General features: G+C 64.0%; 12 protein-coding genes and 2 pseudogenes. 8 read left to right on the forward strand and 6 right to left on the reverse strand.

The annotated features are described in order from the left end of the window. Nucleotides 1-69: 69 nt before the first annotated feature. Nucleotides 70-861 carry a DNRLRE domain-containing protein gene (locus G4D83_RS34840; RefSeq protein WP_163869237.1) on the forward strand — a complete coding sequence of 264 codons (792 nt, stop codon included), beginning with the start codon at nucleotides 70-72 and terminating at the stop codon, nucleotides 859-861. Between the two features lie 214 nt (nucleotides 862-1,075). Beyond that, nucleotides 1,076-2,002 (forward strand): hypothetical protein, encoded by a 927-nt coding sequence (locus G4D83_RS34845; RefSeq protein WP_163869199.1) that lies wholly within the window; start codon nucleotides 1,076-1,078, stop codon nucleotides 2,000-2,002. Between the two features lie 80 nt (nucleotides 2,003-2,082). Here G4D83_RS34845 and G4D83_RS47300 read toward each other — a convergent pair. From G4D83_RS47300 to G4D83_RS34865, 5 genes and pseudogenes are all read right to left on the reverse strand, one after another. Further along, a pseudogene (locus G4D83_RS47300) lies at nucleotides 2,083-2,289 on the reverse strand (transposase domain-containing protein); the annotation flags it as partial. A 45-nt stretch (nucleotides 2,290-2,334) separates the two neighbouring features. Next, nucleotides 2,335-2,739 (reverse strand): annotated as a pseudogene (locus tag G4D83_RS47305) (IS66 family transposase); the annotation flags it as partial. Continuing rightward, complete coding sequence (tnpA, locus tag G4D83_RS47310; protein WP_420826681.1) at nucleotides 2,723-3,370, reverse strand: IS66 family insertion sequence element accessory protein TnpA; 648 nt, start codon at nucleotides 3,368-3,370, stop codon at nucleotides 2,723-2,725. The pseudogene G4D83_RS47305 and the gene tnpA, both read right to left, overlap by 17 nt. A 433-nt stretch (nucleotides 3,371-3,803) precedes the next feature. After that, nucleotides 3,804-4,358: a hypothetical protein gene (locus tag G4D83_RS34860; protein WP_163869200.1), complete on the reverse strand. Its 555-nt coding sequence runs from the start codon at nucleotides 4,356-4,358 to the stop codon at nucleotides 3,804-3,806. A gap of 69 nt (nucleotides 4,359-4,427) precedes the next feature. Further along, nucleotides 4,428-4,859, reverse strand: a complete 432-nt coding sequence (locus G4D83_RS34865) for a hypothetical protein (RefSeq protein ID WP_163869201.1) — start codon at nucleotides 4,857-4,859, stop codon at nucleotides 4,428-4,430. Between the two features lie 280 nt (nucleotides 4,860-5,139). Between G4D83_RS34865 and G4D83_RS34870 the strand changes: the two genes are divergently transcribed. After that, complete coding sequence (locus G4D83_RS34870; RefSeq protein ID WP_163869202.1) at nucleotides 5,140-7,506, forward strand: hypothetical protein; 2,367 nt, start codon at nucleotides 5,140-5,142, stop codon at nucleotides 7,504-7,506. A gap of 62 nt (nucleotides 7,507-7,568) precedes the next feature. On the opposite strand, the gene G4D83_RS34875 is transcribed toward G4D83_RS34870, so the two are convergent. Then, nucleotides 7,569-8,891, reverse strand: coding sequence for a carboxypeptidase-like regulatory domain-containing protein (locus tag G4D83_RS34875; protein ID WP_240356967.1), 1,323 nt, complete (start codon nucleotides 8,889-8,891; stop codon nucleotides 7,569-7,571). Between the two features lie 537 nt (nucleotides 8,892-9,428). Here G4D83_RS34875 and G4D83_RS34880 point away from each other — a divergent pair. From G4D83_RS34880 to G4D83_RS34900, 5 genes are all read left to right on the forward strand, one after another. After that, on the forward strand, nucleotides 9,429-13,214 hold the full coding sequence (locus tag G4D83_RS34880) for an FG-GAP-like repeat-containing protein (RefSeq protein ID WP_163869203.1): 3,786 nt from the start codon (nucleotides 9,429-9,431) through the stop codon (nucleotides 13,212-13,214). Between the two features lie 220 nt (nucleotides 13,215-13,434). Continuing rightward, nucleotides 13,435-19,890, forward strand: a complete 6,456-nt coding sequence (locus tag G4D83_RS34885; RefSeq protein ID WP_163869204.1) for an SIR2 family protein — start codon at nucleotides 13,435-13,437, stop codon at nucleotides 19,888-19,890. A gap of 9 nt (nucleotides 19,891-19,899) precedes the next feature. Further along, nucleotides 19,900-20,892: a P-loop NTPase gene (locus tag G4D83_RS34890; RefSeq protein WP_163869205.1), complete on the forward strand. Its 993-nt coding sequence runs from the start codon at nucleotides 19,900-19,902 to the stop codon at nucleotides 20,890-20,892. Then, a complete protein-coding gene (locus tag G4D83_RS34895; protein WP_163869206.1) occupies nucleotides 20,892-21,371 on the forward strand; it encodes a hypothetical protein in 480 nt (159 codons plus the stop codon). Before G4D83_RS34890 ends, G4D83_RS34895 begins: the two co-directional genes overlap by 1 nt. A 143-nt stretch (nucleotides 21,372-21,514) precedes the next feature. Then, nucleotides 21,515-22,126: a hypothetical protein gene (locus G4D83_RS34900; protein WP_163869207.1), complete on the forward strand. Its 612-nt coding sequence runs from the start codon at nucleotides 21,515-21,517 to the stop codon at nucleotides 22,124-22,126. The last annotated feature ends 105 nt before the right edge of the window (nucleotides 22,127-22,231 follow it).

A 22,231-nucleotide genomic window follows, 5' to 3' on the forward strand; every position in this document is an offset into this window, starting at 1 on the left:
CTTCGACGTTCGGCCATCAAAAACCATACGGCACTCAGGGCTTCCCGGACGTCACCCGAGAGGAAGACCATGCGTTCTCACCGCGACATTCTCACCGGCACTTCTCCCGCTGTCTGGCTGCTCCTGCTGTCCGTTCCACTCCTGTCGGCCTGTGGAACAGGGCCCGATGAAGCGAGCATCGAGGAGGACTCCTCGAATCAATCCCTGTCCGGTATCACCTGCGTGACGTTCCGACGCGGCGCCAACGGGACGGTGGCCGACACCACGATTGCCTCGCTGACTCCCAATTCGAACTTCGGGTCCCTGCAGTTGAACGTGGATTACCTCAATCCCATCGTCCTCGCCTCGCGGCAGGAAGCACTCCTGAAGTTCGACGTCAGCTCGATTCCGTCCAACTCCACCATCAACTCCGCCACGCTCCAGTTGTTCGCCGTGGCGCAGCTCAACGCCGTCACGGTGCATGCGGCCACTGCCGCCTGGGACGAATTCACGGTGACCTTCAACAGCTTCAATCAGCAGTTCAGCCCCACGGTGCGGGCCACCATCCCTCCTGCCCTCCTGTCGGCGCGGAACGTGAATGTCACGGGACTGGTCACCGACTGGGGCTCCGGCAGCCTCGTGAACAACGGCCTCCTGCTCGACACCGCCGCGACGGCTGTCTCGGTGCCTTCCATCTTCTACAGCAGCGAGAGCACGGACATCGCCAATCGGCCCGGCCTGGAGGTCTGCTACACGCCCCCTGAATGCGCGGTGACCTACGGACAATGCGGCGGGTTGAATTGGACGGGGCCCACGTGCTGCCAGGCTGGCTTCACCTGCACGTATGTCAACGACTCCTACAGCCAGTGCAATCCCCCCTGACCGGGACACTCGGTCCGCACTGCTGCGGCGCCTCTGCTTGTCGAGGCGCCGCACGCGACCCGACACACCCGCTCAAGGCGTCAGCGAGCACGGCCCGCGCCGCGGCTACACAGGGGCTCCGTCATAAACTCCGTCCAGCTTGGGGACCATTGGGTGTACATGGAAACCCGCATCGCTCGAGGCGACCTGATGCGGGTGCCAACCCGGAGAGTTCATGTCGGCAACACAGTCAGGCAGGGTGTTCTATCGGGGAGGCCATGCCGGCCCCGGCGTCCTCGGTGTACTCGCGGGCCCTGTCGACAACCCCGACGAGACGGAATCGACGATTTTCTACACCGTCCGCGGCGATGAGTGGTCGAGGCAGGAGTTCGCGTTCGAGCTCTCCTCGCTGACCCATCTGGCTCAGCCAGGCAGCGCCGATGCCGGTTGGTGGTTGCTGGGCAAGCGCGGTGAAGTGGTCGCCTGCAACGGCGAAGCACCGCGCATCGAGCGCATCTCGACAGGTGGCACTGGCACCCCCGAGAAGAAGTTCGGTTATCTCAGCCAGATTCGGGTCATCGATGGTGCGTTGTTCATCTGTGGCTACCGTCGTCAGGTCTATCGCCGGGACGGTGCGGAATGGCGCTTGCTCAGCGATTCCATGCTCGACCGGCGCGCCAAGGGGCCGTGGACCGGATTCACGTCCATCGACGGGTTCGCGCGGAACGACGTCTACGCCGTGGGCGATGATGGGGAGATCTGGCATTTCGACGGCGCGGCCTGGAAGCAATGCGAATCGCCCACCGACCAGACCCTGGCCGAGGTCCGCTGTGTCGATGGGAAGGTCTGGATTTGCGGTGACGGGGGTCTTGTCCTGTGTGGTGACAAGAACGGCTGGCACGTCGTCTGGGACAAGAAAGCGCCGTCCGAGAACTGGTGGAGCCTGGAGCGCTTCATGGGACGACTCCATCTGGCCGGCAACGAGTTCCTGGGCGTGCTGGAAGACGGACAGGTCAGCGAAGTCGACGTCGGTCCGAAGGACTCCGTCACCACCATGGCGCTTCACGCCAGGGACGGCGTCCTCTGGGCGTTCGGCGAGGAAGACATCCTGTCGTGGGACGGCGGCAGCTGGCGAGAATGGGTGGCGCCGGAGAATCGCTAGTCAGCCTGTCCAACGTCCCGCACCATGGAGCCGACCCACTGGGACAACGCGCGGGCCGCTCGCGAAGAATCGCGTCAGCCTCATGCGCCGCCCTTGAGCAACCGACCGACGGGTGACGCGGGGTGGCTGCCAAGGCGCATCAACACGTCAGCGAGGTACGCCTCGGGATTGACGCCGTTCGCCTCGCACGTGGCGACCAGGGACCTGAGCCCCGCCAGATTCCGACCTGCCTCGTCATTTCCGACAAAGAGATAGTTCTTCCTGCCCAGGGCCAGGAGGCGCTCGGCGAGTGGCGCCGTGGCCCGCCGGCCCACCTCGTGGAAGACGTCACAGAGCGTGGTGCGCGCCACGGGCATGCCCGCGCGGGCCAGGGCCTTGGCCTGGCGATACAGCGGAATCGAGTCGCAGCACTTCGCCGTCACCACGTGCGCCAGGAAGCCCGGGCCGTACTGGCCCTGCTCAATGGCCTTCGGCGCGGGCGCGGTGAGGATGCCCGCGCCGCAGGGACAGACGAGCGTCTCCTGGAGGTGGACCTGCCGCTCCACGTGTGCGGGCACATGCTCGAGGATTTCGGTGCGCTTGCCGGGGCCCAGGGGCTTCAACGCCGTACCACCGCAGGCCGGACACCGCCGCGCTTCGTCGGGCACTCGATGGTGAATCACCCGCTCGGGCAACGTCGCGCGCGCCTCGCGCTTCCGCCGCCGCTCCTTCAGCGTCGCCTCATGCGGCCTGAGCACGTCCCCGGAGGACTTTCGCAACTCGTCCTCGACGCGGGGAGCTTCTCGCTCTTCTTTCCAAAGACGGTCCGCTGGAGGAGGGCGAGCTGGGATTCGATGCGGCCCACGCGCTCTTTGAGGGTGAGGTTCTCCCGCTCGAGCTCCTCGGCTCGCTCACGCCACTCGCACTGGTGCGTCTCGGCGAACGCTGCCATCTCTCAGGGAGAACCAGCCCACCACTGACGGGCATTGCCTCGGCGACTGGGGGCGGTGCCCACTTGCCTGGTCTCCGGACGTGCGTCACGTCGATTCCGTCGAGGAGCATGGACAGTTGGGTGGCATCCAGCTGCGCTCCCAAGGCGTCCTTGGCGAAGGCAGGCAGGCGGAAGCGGCCCTGCTCCAAGCGCTTGTAGGTGAGGACGAAGCCGCCGGCGTCCCAGGAGAGAATCTTCACCTTGGGAAGGAACGCCGCCCGAGGGCTGCCCCCCGTCTCGGACCGCCGAACCGGCGTGGCCGGTGACTTCTTGTACAGCCAGTACTGGAAGGCACCGAGCGAGACCTGGTGTCTGTCCGCGAATTCCTTCTGCGTCAGCTCGCTCGCCTCGAACTCCTCCACCAACTGCGTCCACTCATCCGGATTGGGTCGTCGCATGCCGGAGTGAACCGGCGAATCCGCCCCGGTTCAGGACGCCCGCCGTCGGTCGGTTACGCATGAACTGGAGCCGTTGCTGTCCGGCCGGCCCACTATCTGAAGAGGTCCCCAGAGGCCAGACAGGGTGGCGCGGCACGCCATCGTCAAACTCCATGGTCCGCACCAATTGGCATTGGATAAGGGCATGGGTAAGGCGCCGCTGGGTGGGGCCCTAACCAGTCCCAACCCACCGACAGGGCGAAGACAGACCGCAAGAAATGCCTGCTGTCAGACTGGCGGGACGCCGCTCAACGTTGAGTCAGTAGCTCCGCACAGACGATTTCAAGCTGGAACGAACACCCGCAGGCGCCCACGAAAAAGCCCCGGGCCCCATGCCATGAGCATGGAACACCGGGGCGGATGCACGGAGAGCCTCGCGGGCTCCCGGCCAGTCCTACTGTCCGCGCACCAGCTGCGACTGCGCGAAGGCAGCGAGCTGCTGGGCGTTGAACTTGCCCTGCGCGATGTCCCCCGCCACGGTGGCGGCATTGCGAACCGTCTCCACGGTGTCCGCCAGCTTGCCCACGTTCTGCGCCTTGCCGAGCATGCTGCTCACGCCCGCCAGCGGGCCACCGGCCACCATGGACAGTCCGTTGTCGATGAACTTGTCCGCGAACGGCTTGGCCAACTGGCCGATGCCGAACGGCAGGGAATCCAGCGCCTTGCCGACGATGTCCTTCAGCGGCCCGGTGATGGCGCTGAGCCCCTTTTCCAGGAGCCCAGAGACCTTGCCGAGCGCCTCGGAGACCTTGCCGAGCGCGTCGCCAATCCCCTTGGCCAGTCCACCCAGGCCCCCCAGCGCCTTGCCAATCCCGCCCAGCGCGTTGCTGATGCTGCTGGCGGCCTTGCTCGCGGCGTCAGCGGCCTTGCTGGCCGCGTTGCTCGCCGAGTTGCTCGCGCTGTTCGCACCGCTGCTACCACCCGCGCCACTGGAGCCGCCGACGGACATGGGATTTCCTCGTGAAATGTAGGTTTACGTGATTATCGAGGACCGACCGGGAGAGTTGCGTCCGCCAGACTAGAGCTCGGGCACCTGGGGCAGGTCCTTGAGGAGGGCCTGGCCTTTGGCCTCATCCGCCTCGGCCCGGGGCTGGTTCTCGTCGCCCCGCAAGGAGGGCTTGTTCTGGGAGGCGGACTGGTTCGCCTCGAAGCCCGTGGAATAGGAGGCCGGCGGCCCCAGGCCCAGCTCCCCCCGGGCGGCGCTCTTGAAGAACTCCCCCACCTCCTGGAGGGTCGGAGGATCATACCCGGCGGCCCGCAGCGCCTCGTCCGGGACGACCTGCAGCACCGGCTCCTTCTCCGGGTGCTGGGCGTAGTCGAGCACCAGCTCCACGTAGGCCGCCAGCTCCATCCCCACCGATTTGGCGATGCGCTGGGTGTCCGGATCCGCGAGCAGCTCGGCGCGGACATTCTCGACGGGACGCGTGAGGCGGGGCTTCTGCTCGGACATGTGGGACCAGCTCCATCGGCGGTGAAGTACGACCTCCCAAGGTTAGCCGGACCTGGAAGCAGGCTCCAGGCTGTCGCCCATTCCAGGGGCTCCCAGACGTGCGAGTCCCCCGCCCGGGCCACTCGCACAGAGAGTGTCCACCAGCCAACACTCATCCCGCCCTCCAGGGCACACCCTGAGTGAAGTGTAAAATATAAGGAACTCGGGGATTTCTGGCGCCATCCCTGGCGTCGGTCATCCCTCGTTCCAGACAGTCAAACACTGCCGAGGGAGCCATTACATGCACCATGTCTTGAAGTCCGCCGTCTGTCTTACCGCGCTGCTGGCGGCGCCCGCGTGGGCGTTCAAGCCGGAAGCGCCATCCGCGCCGGGCTCACTCGCGAGCCAGGCCTTCTTCAAGCCCGAGCTCACCATCCCCAGCGGACAGCTGTCGCTCGAGGAGGCGCTGCCGAAGCTGAGCCGCGCGAGCGCCAGCGCGTGGGATGACTTCTTCGCGCGCAACGGCCGCGGCTTCCAGGTCTATGTCGATGCCCAGACGGGCACGGCCGCCAACCTCATGGGCTCCATCCCCCTCATCCCGGGCACCGGCGTAGGCAACAAGCTCACGTTGGAGAACGTCCGCCAGCAGCTCGGGCGCGGCGTCGCGCGGGTGGACTCCGCCGTCGTGGGCGACCTGGTCCTGCGCTTCATCGAGTCCAACCAGGCCGCGCTCGGCGTGGACGTGCTCCAGTTGGGAGAGCCCCGCGTCGAGCAGATCTCCGAGCACCTGTGGCAGGTCTCCATCCCCCAGCAGCTCAAGGGCATCCCCGTCCGCTACGGACGCCTGGCCGCCACCATCAGCCACGGCAACCTGGTGCTGATGGGCACCGAGTCCTGGGCCAACGTGGACATCTCTCCCCTGCCGCTGCTCGCCGCCGAGCAGGCGATGATGGCGGGCTTCGAGCGCTTCGGCATCTACGAGAGCCCTCCGACGTTCTGGAAGCAGCCCACGCTCGAAATCGTCCCCGTGGCCCGACAGGGCGCGGCCTTCGGCGAGTCCTACGGCCACCAGCTCGTGTGGAGCTACGGCTTCCAGCAGCCGGGTGAGCACGAGCGATGGAAGGTCACCGTCGATGCGACGCGCGGCGAGGTGCTGTCGCTCGAGGACGACAACCACTACTTCGACCAGAGCATCAAGGGCGGCGCCTTCCCGCTGACCAACACCGAGTCCTGCACCGGCACGGCGACGTGCGGGCTGAGCTTCGCCAACACGCCCATGCCCTGGGCCGACACCGGCTTCGTGGCGCCGGACGACTACACGGACAGCGCCGGCGTCTTCAACTACACGACGGGCACCACCACCACCACGCTCAACGGCAAGTACATCCGCATCCAGGACAACTGCGGCCCCGTCACCGCCTCCGCCGCGGGCACCATCGACCTGGGCGGCGTCACCACGCAGCACGACTGCGCCTCGCCGGGCTTCTCCGCGGGCAACACCTCCGCGTCGCGCAGCTCCTTCTACGAGCTGAACCGGATTGCCCAGATTGCCCGAGGCTGGCTGCCCACCAACGTGTGGCTCAACGGTCAGCTCACCTCCAACATGAACATCGTCAGCACCTGCAACGCCTTCTGGACCGGGTCCACGGTCAACTTCTTCCGCAGTGGCGGCGGGTGCCGGAACACGGGCGAAATCGCCGCCGTGTTCGACCACGAGTGGGGCCATGGCATGGACGACAACGACGTCGCCGGCACGCTGAGCAACTCCAGCGAGGCCTACGCGGACATCGCGGCCATCTACCGGCTCCCCACGTCGTGCGTGGGCCACGGCTTCTTCCAGACCGGGGACCAGGGCTGCGGCATGACGCCGGACGGCACGGGCTACAACGTGAACGAGGCCCAGACGGGCGCGCCCTGGTGCGCCAGCCGCTGCTCGGGCGTGCGTGACGCCGACTGGGCCGCCCAGGCCCCCAACACGCCCGCCACGCCGCAGAACTTCGTCTGTGGTCGGTGCGGCGGTGGTGGAGGACCATGTGGAAGGCAGGTCCACTGCGCGGCCTCTCCCGTCCGTCAGGCGGCGTGGGACCTGGTCGCTCGTGACTTGCGGGCCGCGCCGTTCAGCTACGACGCCAACACGGCGAACATCATGGGCAACAAGCTGTTCTACCAGGGCAGCGGCAACATCGGCACCTGGCACGCCTGTGACTGTACGCTCGGCACGTCGAGCGGCTGCGCCGCCACCAACGGCTACATGCAGTGGCTGGCCGCGGACGACGACAACGGCAACCTCATCGACGGCACGCCGCACATGTCGGCCATCCATGCCGCCTTCGCCCGCCACAACATCGCCTGCTCCTCGCCAGCGCGCATCAACGCGGGCTGCGCGGGCGGCCCCACCACGGCGCCCACCCTCACGGTGACGCCGGGCGTCGGTCAGGCGTCGCTGTCCTGGACCGCGGTCGCCGGAGCCAACCAGTACTGGGTGATGAAGTCCGACGGCTTCGCCGCGTGCAACTACGGCAAGGCGAAGGTCGCCACCGTCACCGGCACCACCTACACGGACACGGAGGTGATGGCCGGACGCGCGCACTGCTACTCCATCGTCCCGGCCAGCAGCAACGCCTGCTACGCGCCCGCCAGCACCTGCACCTGCACCACGCCGACCTGATGATTTGAGTCGGTGAGTCCCGGCGCGGCCCACCGTGGCCGCGCCGGTGCTTCAGGCCCGGCTCACGGGTTGTAGACGAACGTCACCGAGGAGTTGCACGGCTGGGTGCCGTTCACGATGTCCGCCAGGGTGATGTCGCCGAAGGGGGACACCGTCGACTTGGGGAAGCCCGTGCCGCCCCACGGCGCGCCCGAGTTGAACTGGGTGAAGCCGCCCGTCGGCGTGTAGATGGGATACGTGCTCGGGTCCGTCGGGTTGGGGTTGGAGAAGATGGTCATGTTGGCGGCGCAGTCCGCGGGCGCACCGGGGAACTCGACGCCCACCTCCTGGTCCACGTTCGGACGGCTGTTGTAGAGGACGACGAAGGGGATGCTCGGCGTCACCGTGTCCGTGAAGGGGACGAAGGTGTTGCCCGCGTTCTGCATCGCGAGGTTGAGCTTGATGTCGTAGCAGTACGCGGGGAAGCCCACGAACTCGACGGTGGTGCAGGCCGGCGTGGTCATCTCCAGGTCGATGTTCCAGGTGCCGAGGCCGCCGTTGGACGGAACCACCGAGCTGGGCGTGGACGCGGGGCCGCCGATGAGCGTGAAGGTGCTGCCGGAGCTGTCCGGGCGGAAGTTGGCGCGCTGCTCCACCCAGCGGTTGAGGGTGGCGTCGAACCGCCACGCGGCGGCACGGCAGAACCCCGTGAACACACAGGAGGGCATGACGCCTCCGGCCGCCTGCGGAACGCGGATGGAGACCTGGGCGGTCCGGTCCTTGGCCAGGTTCAGCGCCTGACCGTCGGCGGTGCTCGCCCCGATGAAGAAGGCGCCCACGGACTCGAGCGCGACCTGCCTGCCGTTCTGGTTCACCGCCGTGAAGTCACCCGGCATGTCGCGCGGGCCATACGTGGCGGCGGAGACGAGCACCGTGCCCGTCGCCGGCTGGCCGGCCGCGTTGACCAGGGAGCCCGCGGGGATGCTCACCACCAGGCCGCCCGTCTCGAGGAGGATGTTCTGCGTCGCGCTGAACTGCTTGATGGGGGCGCGCGGCAGGACGTGGGTGCTGTTGAGCCGGCCCGCGCTCAGGTAGTCCGTATCCGGCGCGAAGCCCGCCTTGCTCACGCTGATGATGTAGCCCGTCGTGCTGTTGACGGACACGAAGTACTTGCCGGCCGTGTCCGTGGTCCGGTTGATGCCGTTGATGACCACCTGGGCGCCGGCAATCGGCTGGCCGCTGGGGTCCACCACCGTGCCGGTGAAGGTGGCCAGCTCCTGCGACACCGTCCCTTCGAGCACCTCCCCGGGAGCCTTCTGCGACGGGTCTACCGCGGGAGCTTCGAGGCACCCGAACGAAAGCACCGCGGGCGCCAGGACTGCGAGACACCAATTCCTCATCGTCATGACAGGTTCTCCTCGGCTGCGTTGACGCCGGCCGGGGACCAAGGACTGGCGCCGGCCGGCACGGCGCGGACACCGTAATGAAAAAGTGAAGAAGCACACACTCCGGGTATGCCCAGAAGGACAGGAGAGTGTTTTGTAGCCGACGATTCACCCTGGGTCGCTCGCACCCGCCCCACTGGATGGCGCAGGGCGGCAAACAGGGTCGCTGTCAGGTTACGGGGCGACCCGAGGCTGGACCATCCGGCGAGGCGCTTACGCCCCAGTCCTACCCATCCCGCTCTTGATGATGGCGCGCCTGTCGGAATGGCACACGGCGCGAAATTCTTTGTTTCGTTTCTCCATGACGATAACAACCCCGCTACTCCATTCGCGCGCGACGTCGTGTGGACGGGGGGATGCGCCTTGGAGCCCTGCCGAAGGGGGTCCTCGGCCCGCTCGCTTTCGCTGAATCCGATTCCTCGCGACATTCTCCCGGAGGGGCCGTTGAGGAGGACAGCACTCCTCGGACGAACCGGCCCACCTGAGAGCACAGGCATCATGAGACTTGTCATCCTCCTCCTGGCAGCGACACTCGTCGGTCTTGGACCCGTTGGCTGTGGTGGAAAGTCCTCGGAGGACTCCGCCGACCCCGGCGACCAGCTCCTGGCGGACGCGGGGCCCACCGACGCGGGGGGAACGCCTGACACGAGCGAGCGCGACTCGGGCCAGCCCCCTCTCAGCGATGCTGGCGAGTCGGACGCCGACGCGGGCCCGAGCGATGCGGGTGCATCCGACGCCGGACGAAACGACGCGGGCCCCCAGGCGCTGGCCGCGCCCACGAGCGTGACGGCCACGCCGGGCATCCGCGAGATGACCGTCTCATGGGGCTACACGCCCGCTCCCTCGGGCAGCGCGCTGGCCTCCTTCGAGGTCATCGCCACGCCCTCGAGCGCCAAGGTCACCGTCGGTCCCTCGGCGCGCACGGCGGTGGTCACCGGCCTGGCGAACGGCACCCAGTATCGCTTCACCGTCACCGCCCTCTTCGCCGACGGAACCCGACAGGCCTCGAGCCCGTCGGCCCAGGTGCGCACCTTCGCCGTCCCGGGCATACCGACCTGGACCCAACGGAGGGGCGCCGACCAGGCGGTGCGGTTGGAGTGGACCGCGCCCTCGGACGGCGGGCAGCCCATCCAGGGATACACCGTCACCACCGCCCCGGGCGGACAGGTCCTCAATACGACACAGACATCGGCTGTCGTCACCGGCCTCACCAACGGGCTGACCTACACGTTCACGCTGGTGGCGACCAACGCGGTGGGGGCCTCCACCGCCACCAGCACCACGGTCCGAGCCGCGGCCGTTCCAAGCGCGCCCCAGAACGTCTCGGTGACGTCTGGCGTTCGCTCGGCGACGGTGAAGTGGACGGCACCCACGAGCAACGGTGGGGCGAGCATCAGCGGCTACGTCATCACCACCCATCCGACCGGCACGTCCCAGACGGCCTCGTCCTCGGCGACGAGCCTCTTCGTGTCGGGGCTCTCGAATGGCGGCACGTACAGCTTCAGCGTGGCCGCGGAGAACTCGTCAGGTGTGGGGGCCCTCGCCACCACCTCCTCCGTGACGCTGCCCTCGCTGCCCTCGGCCCCCCTCAACCTCACGGGCGTGTACCACCAGGGACAGCTCGAGTTGGACTGGCAGCCCCCTGCTTCCGATGGTGGCCGGCCCATCTCTGGTTATCAGCTGACGTCCTCTCCCTCGGGCCTGGAGCAGAACCTCCCCGCCTCGCCCACGGTGCTCAGGCTGTCGGGGCTTGCCGCCGACAGCACGTATACGTTCACGCTGACGGCGCGCACGGACGTGGGAGTGGGCCCGGCCGTCACCTCGGCGCCCATCTTCCTGCGGGCCCAGCCTCGAGCGCCCACCGACGTGCGCATCGTGTCCACCGTGGCCGGAGCCGTGGTGCGCTGGAACGCGGCCTCCGCGCCCGCCACGGACCCCATCACCGAGTACGTCGTCACGGCCTCCCCGGCTGGCGGCTCCGTCACCGTTCCAGCGGGTGCGCGCGTGGCGACGATTCCGGGACTGGTCTCCGGCACCACTTATCTGTTCCAGGTGAGGGCTCGTAACTCAGGGGGCCTGGGCCGCCCCTCCGCTCCGGCGTATCACCGCCACGTCGTGCCCCTGGCCTGTGAGACGAACGGATTCACTCCCGTGTCCAGCTTCAGGCTCCCCACCGGACCGAACTTCACGGGGGCCGGGGACTTCAATGGAGACGGGAAGCACGACGTCCTCGTGGGCAACCTGTTCAACATCTTCGTGCTGGCCAGTGGCCCCGGTAGGACTTTCACGCGGCTGGCCAACTCCGCCAGCAGCACCAACATCTTCGGAAATGCGCCCCCCGAGGTGGCCGACTTCAATGGGGATGGGAAGTTGGATGTCGCCGTCATCATGGACACCGACGGCACGAACAAGACGGGAGGGTTCGCCCTCTACCTCGGCCAAGGCACGGGCACGTTCCAGGCCCCCCTGGAGGTGCCCCTGGGGACGAATCGCACCACCACGTTCGACTGCCTCACCGCCCGGGATTTCAACTCGGATGGGATTGTGGACCTCTTCGCCCACATCGAGCTTGGACAGACGCTGCTCTACCGCGGCAAGGGGGACGGCACCTTCTACTCGCCGCCCACCACCATCATCTCCTCCAATACGCACGACTGCCCCGCCGTCGCCGACTTCAATGGCGACGGGTATGTGGACTACGCGCGGCTCGACACCGCCAACAACCGCATCGTCCAGGCCAACGGCGCGGGGACAGGCTCGTTCAGGGTGCCTGTGTATGCTCCGTGCACCAGTTGCTATGGTGATTTGATTGCCGGTGACTTCGACCACGACGGCGCCGTGGACGACCTGGCCCTGCTCCACCCGGAGAGGGTCCGTGTGTTCAGTCCCTCGGGAGGAACGCTGGCCCTGGTGAATGAGCACCCCTTTGCTCCGCCCGTGGGCGAAACCTGGACGGGCCCCATCGTGGCGGACATGAGCGGCGACGGGAGGGGCGACTTGTTCTGGACGAGCACACCCGGCTCCCAGCTCAACATCCTGCAGGGCGGCACGGCGCCTTCGACCTTCGCTCCGCTGCGCAGCCATGGCTTCAGCGGCAACGTCTATTCTCCCGCCGCGGGGGACTTCGATGGCGATGGGAAGATGGATGTGGCGCTCGCCGACCGCTTCGCCGTGAGACTGTTCTGGGGTGGGAATCAGGCGCCGGAGAGCATCAAGCTCGAGGGCATCCCGGCAGGGCTCGCCAGTGGCGATTTCAACGGAGATGGCGCCACGGACCTGGCCGCTGGGAGCTTCGAGAAGAACGCCATCCATCTGTCGCTGTCGGGGAGTCCGACTCGAAGCTCCGCGCTGCTCTCACCCCTCTTCGTGCCTCCGGCGGGCAGCTCGGCCACGGGGGGCGCGCAGGACATCGTCGCGGTGGACCTGGACGAGGACGGCCGGGAGGACCTGGCCGCCATCACCGCCACCCCCAGCTTTGAGTCGAATACGGATTTTCTCGTCGTCTTCAGGCGGATGACGAGCGGCGGCTTCGCTCCGGCGGAGCGATATCTGGAGGCAGGCCGCCGGTCCGAGCTCATCGCGGTGGACCTCAATGAGGATGGCCGCTTCGACCTGGTGTCGACGGAGCGAACCACGTCCTCGAAAATCAAGCTCAGCGTGTGGCTCAACACGGGCGGCGGCAAGTTCGCGCCCCGCGCCACCGTGGAGGTGACCGCGAACTACACCGTGGACACCTTGCTCTCCGCGGACCTGGACCGGGACGGACACATGGACCTGGCGGTCATGAGGCCCGGCAATCCCAACATCGACCTGGGTCAGGTCTATGTCCTTTGGGGCAAGGGGGACGGCACGTTCTCCGGGCAGACGTCCTTCACCGGTGAATACACGCACCGGAACATGGGGCGCGTGGACCTGGATGGACAGGGGAACGTGGGACTGTTGCTCGACAGGGGCGCGGTGGGGCTCTTGACGTTCGATGCGGCCCGACAGCCCACGCTGACGCCGCAGCACACCTTGGGGATTGGCTATGGCACCGGCATCCTGAGCGCGGACTTCAACGCGGATGGCCGCGCGGATTTGTTCTCCTTCGGCGACCAGGAGAGCCGCATGGTGATGCAGTCAGCGCCTGGAACGTTCGCCCTGGGGCCGCAGACGTCATGGGGGTTCAACGTCCAGGACGCAATCATCGCGGACTGGGATGGCGATGGGCTGCCCGACCTTGCCTTCGCTGACGTGGAGGCCAAGGCAGCGACGTTCGTGCTGAATGTGTGCCTGCCTCCGTGAGGCCAGGGGCATCCCGTATTGAGGAAGACTCGACTTTCGCCACTGTTGCCGGCTCCTCGGGTCTCCCACAGTGGACGGCCGACTCAAAGGCTCGGCATCCCTCTGCTCCCCCAATGGCGAGGGTCGAGTCGAAATCCCCAGCATGAAGCATGGGCGATACGAACCGTCGGCGAGAGTTCGTCCCTCCTCCCATGGCGCCCCTAACTAGCGTGCCCTTGGTATGTTGCGCCTCATGTCGAGCCTTGGCGCCGTCGTACTGCCTCCCGTACCACCCGAACTCACAGAGGCCGGGGCTAGTGGCACCCTCGTCGTCCTGATCGGCGCTGGAGCCGCCTACGACTCCGGGCTGCCGCTGTGGAACGATCTCCTCGAAGAGCTCCTCCTCGACGCAAAGTCTTCCGCGCTTTCACCGGAGAAGCGAATTGAACTTGACGAACTAGAGAGCTGGTACTCCACGGAAAAAGACCAGCTACTCAAGGCTTCCGCGATCGCGCAACTCATGGGGGAGTCCTGGCTCGCCGGACGGCTCTCAGCCAAGCTGCGCTCCGCCAGTTCACACCCATCTCCGACGCACTGGGCGCTCGCAGAGCTTCCAGGAACTATTTTCGTCACCACCAACTACGACGGGCTTCTTGAACAGGCGCTTGCCGCGCATACAGGTAAGCCGCCCAGGGTCGTGCTTCCCGATGACGTAGAGGGGCTTCAGGAACTCGGTCCTGGTCAACTTCTGAAGCTCCATGGAGACCTTGATCGCCCAGAGACCATTGTCCTGAAGATCGAAGACTACTTTCGCATCAGCCATGGCGACGCGAGTGCATGGAAGCACCGACTGGATGCGCTCCTCCAACCGCCTCACAAGGTGCTACTCGTAGGGTACAGCTACTCGGACATTGACATCCAAGAGGTCGTCAATGCTCTTCGAGGGGCGTACAAGGCACAGCTCGCCGGACCCTTCTGGCTCACCCTTGGGGATGGGAAGAATAAGGCCAAGGCCATGGCCTCCGGCCTCCGGGGTATTTGGCTGAACAACTTTGACCATCTAGTACCCTGGCTCAAGGCACTCATCCAAGGGATCCATGACCGCAAGGCTGCCGCCCCAGCGGCTATCAAGGCCGCCGCCTATGCGATGGCTGTTCGTGGACATCTTGAAGAAGAACAGCAGCATGCAAACGAGCTCTTCGACACCGGAGACTACGAGGGCGCTCGCGAAGCATTCCTGCGGCTTCGAACAAAAGCAGAGCTGCTTGTGCTCAAGGACCCAGAGGACAATGTGCTGCAGCGGCTGCTTGGAGTCTGCAAGCTGAACGCAGCGTCCTGCATGCTCTGCCTTCAAGAAGCAGCGGCATTGCCAACGTTCCAGGCAGTTGCTCAAGAGTCGCTGGCAAGCCTCGGAGTTGATGGACGTGCGACACTGGCGGAAGGACTGGCGCAACTAGGTGACCGCGCTTTGGCTCGGGAGGTACTTCCTAAGGGAGACTCCTCCCCTCGAGTGAAGGCGGTACGCCAGCTGTTCGAAGTACTTGAGGGCCACCTGCCAGGAGACAAACGGGAGCCATCTTCCGTACTAACCATTCAGCTCATCCAACTACTGCTCAAAAGAGGCAAGCTGACCGAGGCGGCCCACGAGGCGGTTCGGCTCTTGGATGAGCACCCCAATGATCCTCTCATCCTCCTTGGTGCGGCCTCAGCCCTGACCCAGGCGCTCTTTCAAAGCGTATTCGAGATGGAAGCCGCCCAGTGGATTCCCACCGAAGATCGAGGCGGGCTACTATCCATGGTTGAGAATACGTTAGCTCGGCTGGGAAAAGCACGGCTCGCCCGCCCGCTTTGCATCCTTCAGGAGCAACTCCGGCTCGGCGTCTCCCGCCTCGTCCAGGACACAGAAGGGATAGAAAAAGCGACGAAAGCGCTTGAAGCACTGGGCTCGAACGAGCGCATCGGACGTGAAGACAACGAGATGGAGCGGCTCAGACGCGCCGAGACCCTGGCGAAGGAAGGCAAGCTCAATGCCGCCCTCGCTCTCCTTCCGCAAAACCAAGCACATTGGTCCGAGCAGCTCCATCGCGCCGAGATGGTGAAAGTCAGTGGAGATCGCGAACGGGCGTTGAAGGATGTACTGGAACTAGCGCAGCTCTACCCGAATCGAGCCCCCATCGAGTTCATCGCGGCCCTACTGCTTCGTCAGGCCTCTCGCCCTGACGAAGCGCTTACTCATGCACGATCTGCATTCGCGGCGCTCCCAGGCCGTGGGATGCGGTTGCTGCTTGGGCAGTGCCTCAACTCCGCGGGGAAGCTCGACGAGGCCCATGCCGTACTGGAGCCACTTGCAGACTCGCAGCACCCCGAAATCCTCATCGCACGTGCGACGGCTGCCGAGGGCTCAGATCTGAACGGAGCGCTCGCGCTCTGGCGCCAATATCGGACCCTGGAGCCCAGCGACATCGCTAGTTCGTTTCACATCGCCGCATTGCTCTTCCAAATCGCACGACATCAAGAAGCCGCAGGTGAAGCTTGGCGAATCTTCGAGGAACATCGAGAAAACCTCTCGCCCGCGATGCTGGCACAATGCGCGCAGTTCCAACAGGTAGGGCGCCGTCTTGACGACACTGCAAGGGAGCGCATCAGACAGGTAGCACATGCCCTGGAAGAACGTTACCCAGGCAACTCTGAGGCCGAGTTTCACCGCCTACAACTGCTGATTGCACTGGGTTCCCCTGAGGAGGAGGCGCCCATTGATTTCCAAACACTGGTCACAAGCGGCCTAGTGCAAGCCGTCCCCATCGATCGAGTCAAGGAACGTATCATCGACGACCAGAAACTCTCGACAGCAGCATATCAGGAATACCGACAGGGCCGCCTCCCCTTCGAGTCACTCTGTGAACTCACCGGCACCCATGCAGCTAGCAACTTCGCCCTGATTGTTGGGCCCATTGCCGATAGACGAAGCCCTCCAGTCCTGTGTGCGCCCGTAGCGCTCGCCTCACAACTCCCCATCCCCAGCCTCGCGGGCCAGCAGCTTCTGATGGGCGAGCTAGAACTCCTCGTGCTTCAGCACCTAGGTTTGCTCGGCAAGCTGCGCGAGGCACTCGGTCGAGGGGCTGGACGGGTCCTCCTATTCCGCGATGTCTGGGATAGCATCGTCGATGCTGCCGCAAAACTTGAGCAGCGCACCCAACGCGTCGTGCATGAGCGCTCCGAGCGACTCCTTAACCTCCTCTACGAATCACCGAAGGTAGATGTCAGCAAGGAGCCGCACCTCACTGACGACTTTGTCTGGGCAGCCCAGCGCGCTCTTCCCATCGCCGCCACTCGCTCAACGACGGAGAACGCGCCTATCCTCCCTCTTGAGAACCTCATCATCATGATGAGCGAGCAGTCCCTCATTGATGATAGGCGGCGTGACAGATTGCTGCGGGCCCTGTCCATTGCGCTGCAACCCGTGCCAAGCCTGCGAGCCCCGCTACCTCCGCGATTCGCAATGACCTTCGCGCCCCTGATGATCTTCTTCGAGCAGGGGGTACTAGGACTTCTACTGGACATCGCACCAGAGAAGCTGGTGGTAGGACCAGCCACCCTGCGCCATCTCCAAGCGCGTAGAGATGCGCTGAGGGCAGAAATCGCCGCTTCGGATCTTGCCAACGCGATCCATCGAATGCTTGCCGTAGGTCGTGCCGAAGGCTGGGTTTCGACTATCGAACGTCCCCTGCCAGATCTGCCGCCTCTGTTCTCTTTGGAAGATCCAGAAGGCTCCGAGCAACTCATCCGAAAGCCCTTGCTCAACGGGCTATCCTACCGTCAACACCTCTTAAACTCTCCCATCCCATGGTTGGTCACGGCAGACTTCTTTGTGACAAAGCCTCTCGGATCCGACATCCGTGAGGTGAGTCAATTCGCCTGGAACTCGCCGCAAGCCGCTGTGGAATTGGCCTCGCGCATAAGAAGCGTGAGCAACCGCATCATTCACATGGCGCCGCTCGTCCGGCATCTGCAACCCGGGGAAAGTTCTCGTCTAGCAATTTTCACCCTTGCTAGACTTGGCTTCACGGATGCGCTGGGAGCCGAGGATCTGCTTTCCCTGGCCCGCCCTCCCCTCGGGCTCAACACAAAAGAGTCAAGCACTCTGCTCACCAATACCGAGTGGATGGCAAAGAGCCGAGAGCATTCGGGCGCAGCAATGGCCGGGCTCCGACTGGCTGGCCTGTACTCGGAGACCATATGGGAGGCATTCGGCGCAAAAACTATCTCAAAAGAACTTGCCCAGACCTTGGCGACCACGCTGCTTGCACGAGCCGAGAGCGTCGATCAGGCCGTTCACGGAAGTCTGCTCCCGATGCTTCTCGGGTTCCTCTGTCTACTTGCGATTGGAGCCCCCAGGAAGTCCTTCGAGGACTCGGGCGATATGATGCGCCTCTCGACGGAGACCGACGCTGGCAGGCTCTGGAGCTTCCTTCACGCATGGGCAGGTTGGGAGGGGCCGCGTCGTGCGGCCTTCGACCAAGCTCTTCGTGACGCCTGGATACAACTGGATCAAGTGAAGGATCCGGAAACGGTACGGGACACTCGTGCGATCGTCCTACTACTGCCACTCATGGTCGAGCGGTTCACCCTCACGACGCCAGCCCTGACGGCTGCCTCCGTCATCACAGCGAACTGGGGGCATCGCCCGCTCTCTCGTATTCCGAACGGCAGTAGAGCCGAAACGGAGCCACAGGACATCGAGACGCTCCTGGGGTCATGGGCGAAAAGGCTCGCAGACGGGGACACGAAATTCCTCTTCAACGAAGAGGAACTCGGAATGGATCCCCCTGCCGTTGGAACGAATACGGCAGATCTGGTGGCGCCTGAATCCGTCCTCCTCCGCATCCAGGATTGGACCAAGGCGGCGCGCCAGTTCGCCCGCGATCTCGCCTCGCTACAGGGGGTCCACGATGGGCGCATCTATGATCTGCTGCTGAGGCTCTCCGAAGAGCCAGCGAACAAGGCGTTGCGCCGAGTTTACGCGCAGCAAACGCTCTCTTCTTCGTGGCGATCCATCAGGGAGAACCCCTCGCGCATCCAGTCTTGGGGGTGGCTGCGTCGCTACGGCACGTTCGTATTCCCAAACCAAATCAAGGATGTCCGCGACCTCTTGTCGGAGCCCCCGGGGAACCTCGAAGAGAAGCCTCTGCGTCAGATCGTCGCGGAGCGAATGCAGCGTGGGCTCTGGAAGACGCGACTGGATCGTCGCGACCTCTTTGAACTCTCCTGCGAGGTCCCAGGCTTGCTTCCATCCTTAACCGCGCATCCACGCGTCACCCAAGACGAAGAACTCTATCAAGCAGACGCCGAGCGGGCGTTGGCCCGCCTGAGCAACCCCGATATGAACCCAGCGCCGCGACTGGCCGGAGACATTTTCTTCCTCCGGCTCGCCGCGAGCCGGCGTCCGTATGTTCAGAGTGGCACGCGCGAGGTCGACCTGCGAGAGCAGCTCGCAATCCTGCTACCGGCAGTGCTGCGCTCTGCGATGAATAGTCCAGCAGAGCACACACTCGCAGAGGCGGAAGCAGGACTACTGCGCCTCTGCGGCACAGTAATCCACGAGATGGCCGAACCCGGGCCACTTCCATTCAAAGACGGGCTGTGGCTGACCTATCGATTGTTCCAGTGGTTCTGGCTTCAACTAGAACGCATGCCACCGGACGCTAGGCTTGTTGGGCTGCAGTCGCTCCGGAAAGTCTCGCCTCCTCCGATACCTGGTGCACCTACTGATCTGCTCCACCCCATACATTTCGAACGAACGCGGATTGATTATCGCCTGATGACCCTGCTGTACGCACTCTGCTTCATGGAAGAACTCCCACAGCAGGTGCCGACGGAAGAGGAAGCTGGGTCCGCACTCAATGAAGAAGCCTCCCCAGTTCCACCCATCACCTCTGCGGGCCCCATCAGCATCACCTCACCGGCACTTGAGGGCCTGCTCATCGAGCTGGCCTCGCGTCCGCCGACCGAGGAGGAACGTGCACTCCGGGAGCGTGGCGCCACGCCATCAGCTCTGGATTGGCATGGCCCCAGCGCCATTCCGGACCTCGCGCTTGCCGCACTCCTGCGCCTCAATAGCGAGGTAGTGCTCCGTCTTCCCGTAGGACAACGGCTGCGCTGGTTGACGGACCTGCCCCGGAGTCCGCAGGACAAAGGCCGCGTGGACTGGCCTCTCGCACAACGTCTCATTCTGACGCTTGCCGGCAAGATCCACGAGATCACGCCAGAGGAGAGGCACACCTTAGAGGAGCACCTGAAGTCCCTCTCCGGCTTCGATGGTGCGCTGGTGATGCGGTGTTATGGCTTCGCTCAACTCTATGGCGCAGGCCACCTTCACCTGAAGGACGAGGTGGAACAACTCCTGCTGGATGTGCTCTCCGACTCATTGGCGCCCCGCCTATTTGGCAGCTACCTTTCGGCGCTCTCTCACGTGGCTCCCGACCAGCTAGCCTCTGACGCGGAACGCCTGCTCCAGCAGATCACCAATAGGGGTATAGACCCGGTGCCCTTTGCCGCCAGTGTCGCCACTGTCATCGTACTAGGAGCGCCCGAGGTCATTCCCGCCGCGCAAGAGTTGCTGCGGAGGTTGGCGGCCAAGCCCCCATATAATCAGAGTGATAAGATGCGGAAGATTCTCTCCTATGTCGGAATGCTATAGGCTCTGCTCATGACTGGTCGCACCATTGCCTTGCATGTTTTTGCTTCAGCGAAGGGGGGCGTGGGCAAGTCGACCTTAGCCATTGCCTGTGCCAAGCTCCTGAGCGAGGAAGGCCGCACCTGCGTGCTCCTCGACGCGGACTTCACGGGTACCTCCCTGGCCGACGGACTGCTACTCTGCGCACCGTTAGTCGCCAGTGCAGATGGGGCGTTGGACTTTTATGCACCACCCACTCAGAGGTTTCTATCACGGGAAGAGACGATTCGTCTCCGCATGAGGCGCAAGGACGCCACGCTAGAAGAACAGTTCCCGGCGCCTCCTTTCCTGAATGACATCTTCCTGCACGGTGACTTGAAGCAAGAGTGCCAAATCGAAGCGCTCTGCTGGCGGCATGAAGATAGAGACGACCGAGTGCTCTATCTGCCGTCCTCACCACTGGGCAAGGACATTGGCATCGCACTCGGCTGGCTCTTTCGGGATCAGGCTTTCACTTGGCTGCAACGTTTGACATGGCTGTTGGAAGGCATGGCATCACAGCAAGCGGCATTAACCGATGTGGTCATCGATCTGCCACCAGGGCTTCATGGCTTCGCGCACGAGGTACTCGTGCTCCTCTCGTACATTTCGAGCGGTAGAGAGATGCCCACGGGCTTCCCTGCGTGGCATGAACAACGAGACAAACTGGTGTGGGAAGCACGCCCATTTCTCATCACCACTCCCGACAGGAACGATGTCATCTTGGCGCTGGAGTACTATGCTAGGCACCGCAAGGATTTGAGCGAACTGCGAGTGTTGCTCAATCGCAACGTTACAACCTCCATCGAACAACTGAGGACCGACATCCGCGCATACACCGAAGTCGAGATTGGGCTCGATCAGGTTCCGCTCACTGTGATTGGATTCCTGTCACCCTTGTCAAAGGTCTTCCAGGATCGAACGCTCCGGCTCAACCCTGAGGTGCGCGCGCTCAAGAAGCAATTGCGAGTTACGGAGGAGGGCTGATGGCATCGAAAACTCCGCTACTGCTGGAGATACCCCAACCCGTGGACTCCTCATGGAGGCTGCCTGCAAAGCGATATCCCGGGAGACGTGGATTAGATGGGCGCTATCGCTCCGAGGCGCTGGAGTTGGTACGCGAGGACCATGGGAGGCCCCCCAATCCACTTGAGGACATCGACGGCTGGCTAGAAGCGCTCTATCTGCGCGCACTCTCCGGCCAGACTGGGCCTGCGGTAGGTCAAATCATTGATGCGATCGAAGAGCTCTTTGCCCGACAGGAAATCAGACGCTGCGACACGCTGCTAGAGCGGGTCGATGTGAGCCGATTTGATACAGTAGAGCCACTACTAGCATTCCTGATGGCAACAGGTCGCGCGAAAGAGCAATTCATCTCACGGGAGCGATTGCGCATGAATATAGTGAACAGAGTGCAGGCGCTACTTCCAGAGCGGGCTCAACAGCTCCTTGCCTATGTGAAATAGCCATGAACGCGCCAGCCCTCGCGACAACTCATGCAGATGTTCTGTCACGGCTTAATGTACCTACTGCGCGGCCCTTCAGCGAGATCCAGCAACTCGCTGTCGCCATCAAAGTCCTCACTCACTTCGATGGATGTCACGTAGGCATGGCGTACAAGGATGCCAGTACAGGCCTCGCGAAACTTCTTCACTTCCGCTGGCATCACTTTGTGGCATCAGATGTGCTGAGCAACACTGAAAGTTCCACAAGATACCGTTGGGTTGCGCTGAACCTACCTGAAGAGGTCGCTGAAGTCATCAGCCAATTCTGCTCGGTGTTTGAGGAGAAGCACCGGGCTGCTCCGTCACGGCACATAGGTTCTGGCCTTCGTTATACAGACGGGACGTTCAAAAGTGACCCGCTGGGCTTCTTGACGAACGATGGTTGTGGTCTGACCTGCGCGACTTTCGTCATGGCGCTGCTCAAGACCTATGGGCTTGAGCTTCTTCGCCAAGAGGAATGGCCTCAACGCCTGGAAGACCAGTCTTTTCACGAACGCATCGTCCAAGAGCTAGAAGAGAAGGGCGCAGAAACGGAACATGTGGAGGCGGTCAGAAAGGAGATCGGCTGTGCACGGTATCGCCCTGAAGAAGTCGCCGCCGCCGCGCTGTTGGGTGAGTTCCCTGTCGGATTCAATCAAGCAAGTTCCCTAGGCGTCGAAATCGCAAGGAAACTCAAACAGGAACAACCATCAAGATTGAGTCGCAATGCGACTTAGTCCCACTCGACAGGTAGCTCAGATGGAGTTTTCTTGTGTCAGGGGCTCTGCCGCTCGACCCCGGCTTTTGCCACTAGAGTTTACGACCACCTCAATAAGGACATA

It is taken from the genome of Myxococcus eversor, assembly GCF_010894455.1.
GTDB classification, from domain to species: Bacteria; Myxococcota; Myxococcia; order Myxococcales; family Myxococcaceae; genus Myxococcus; species Myxococcus eversor.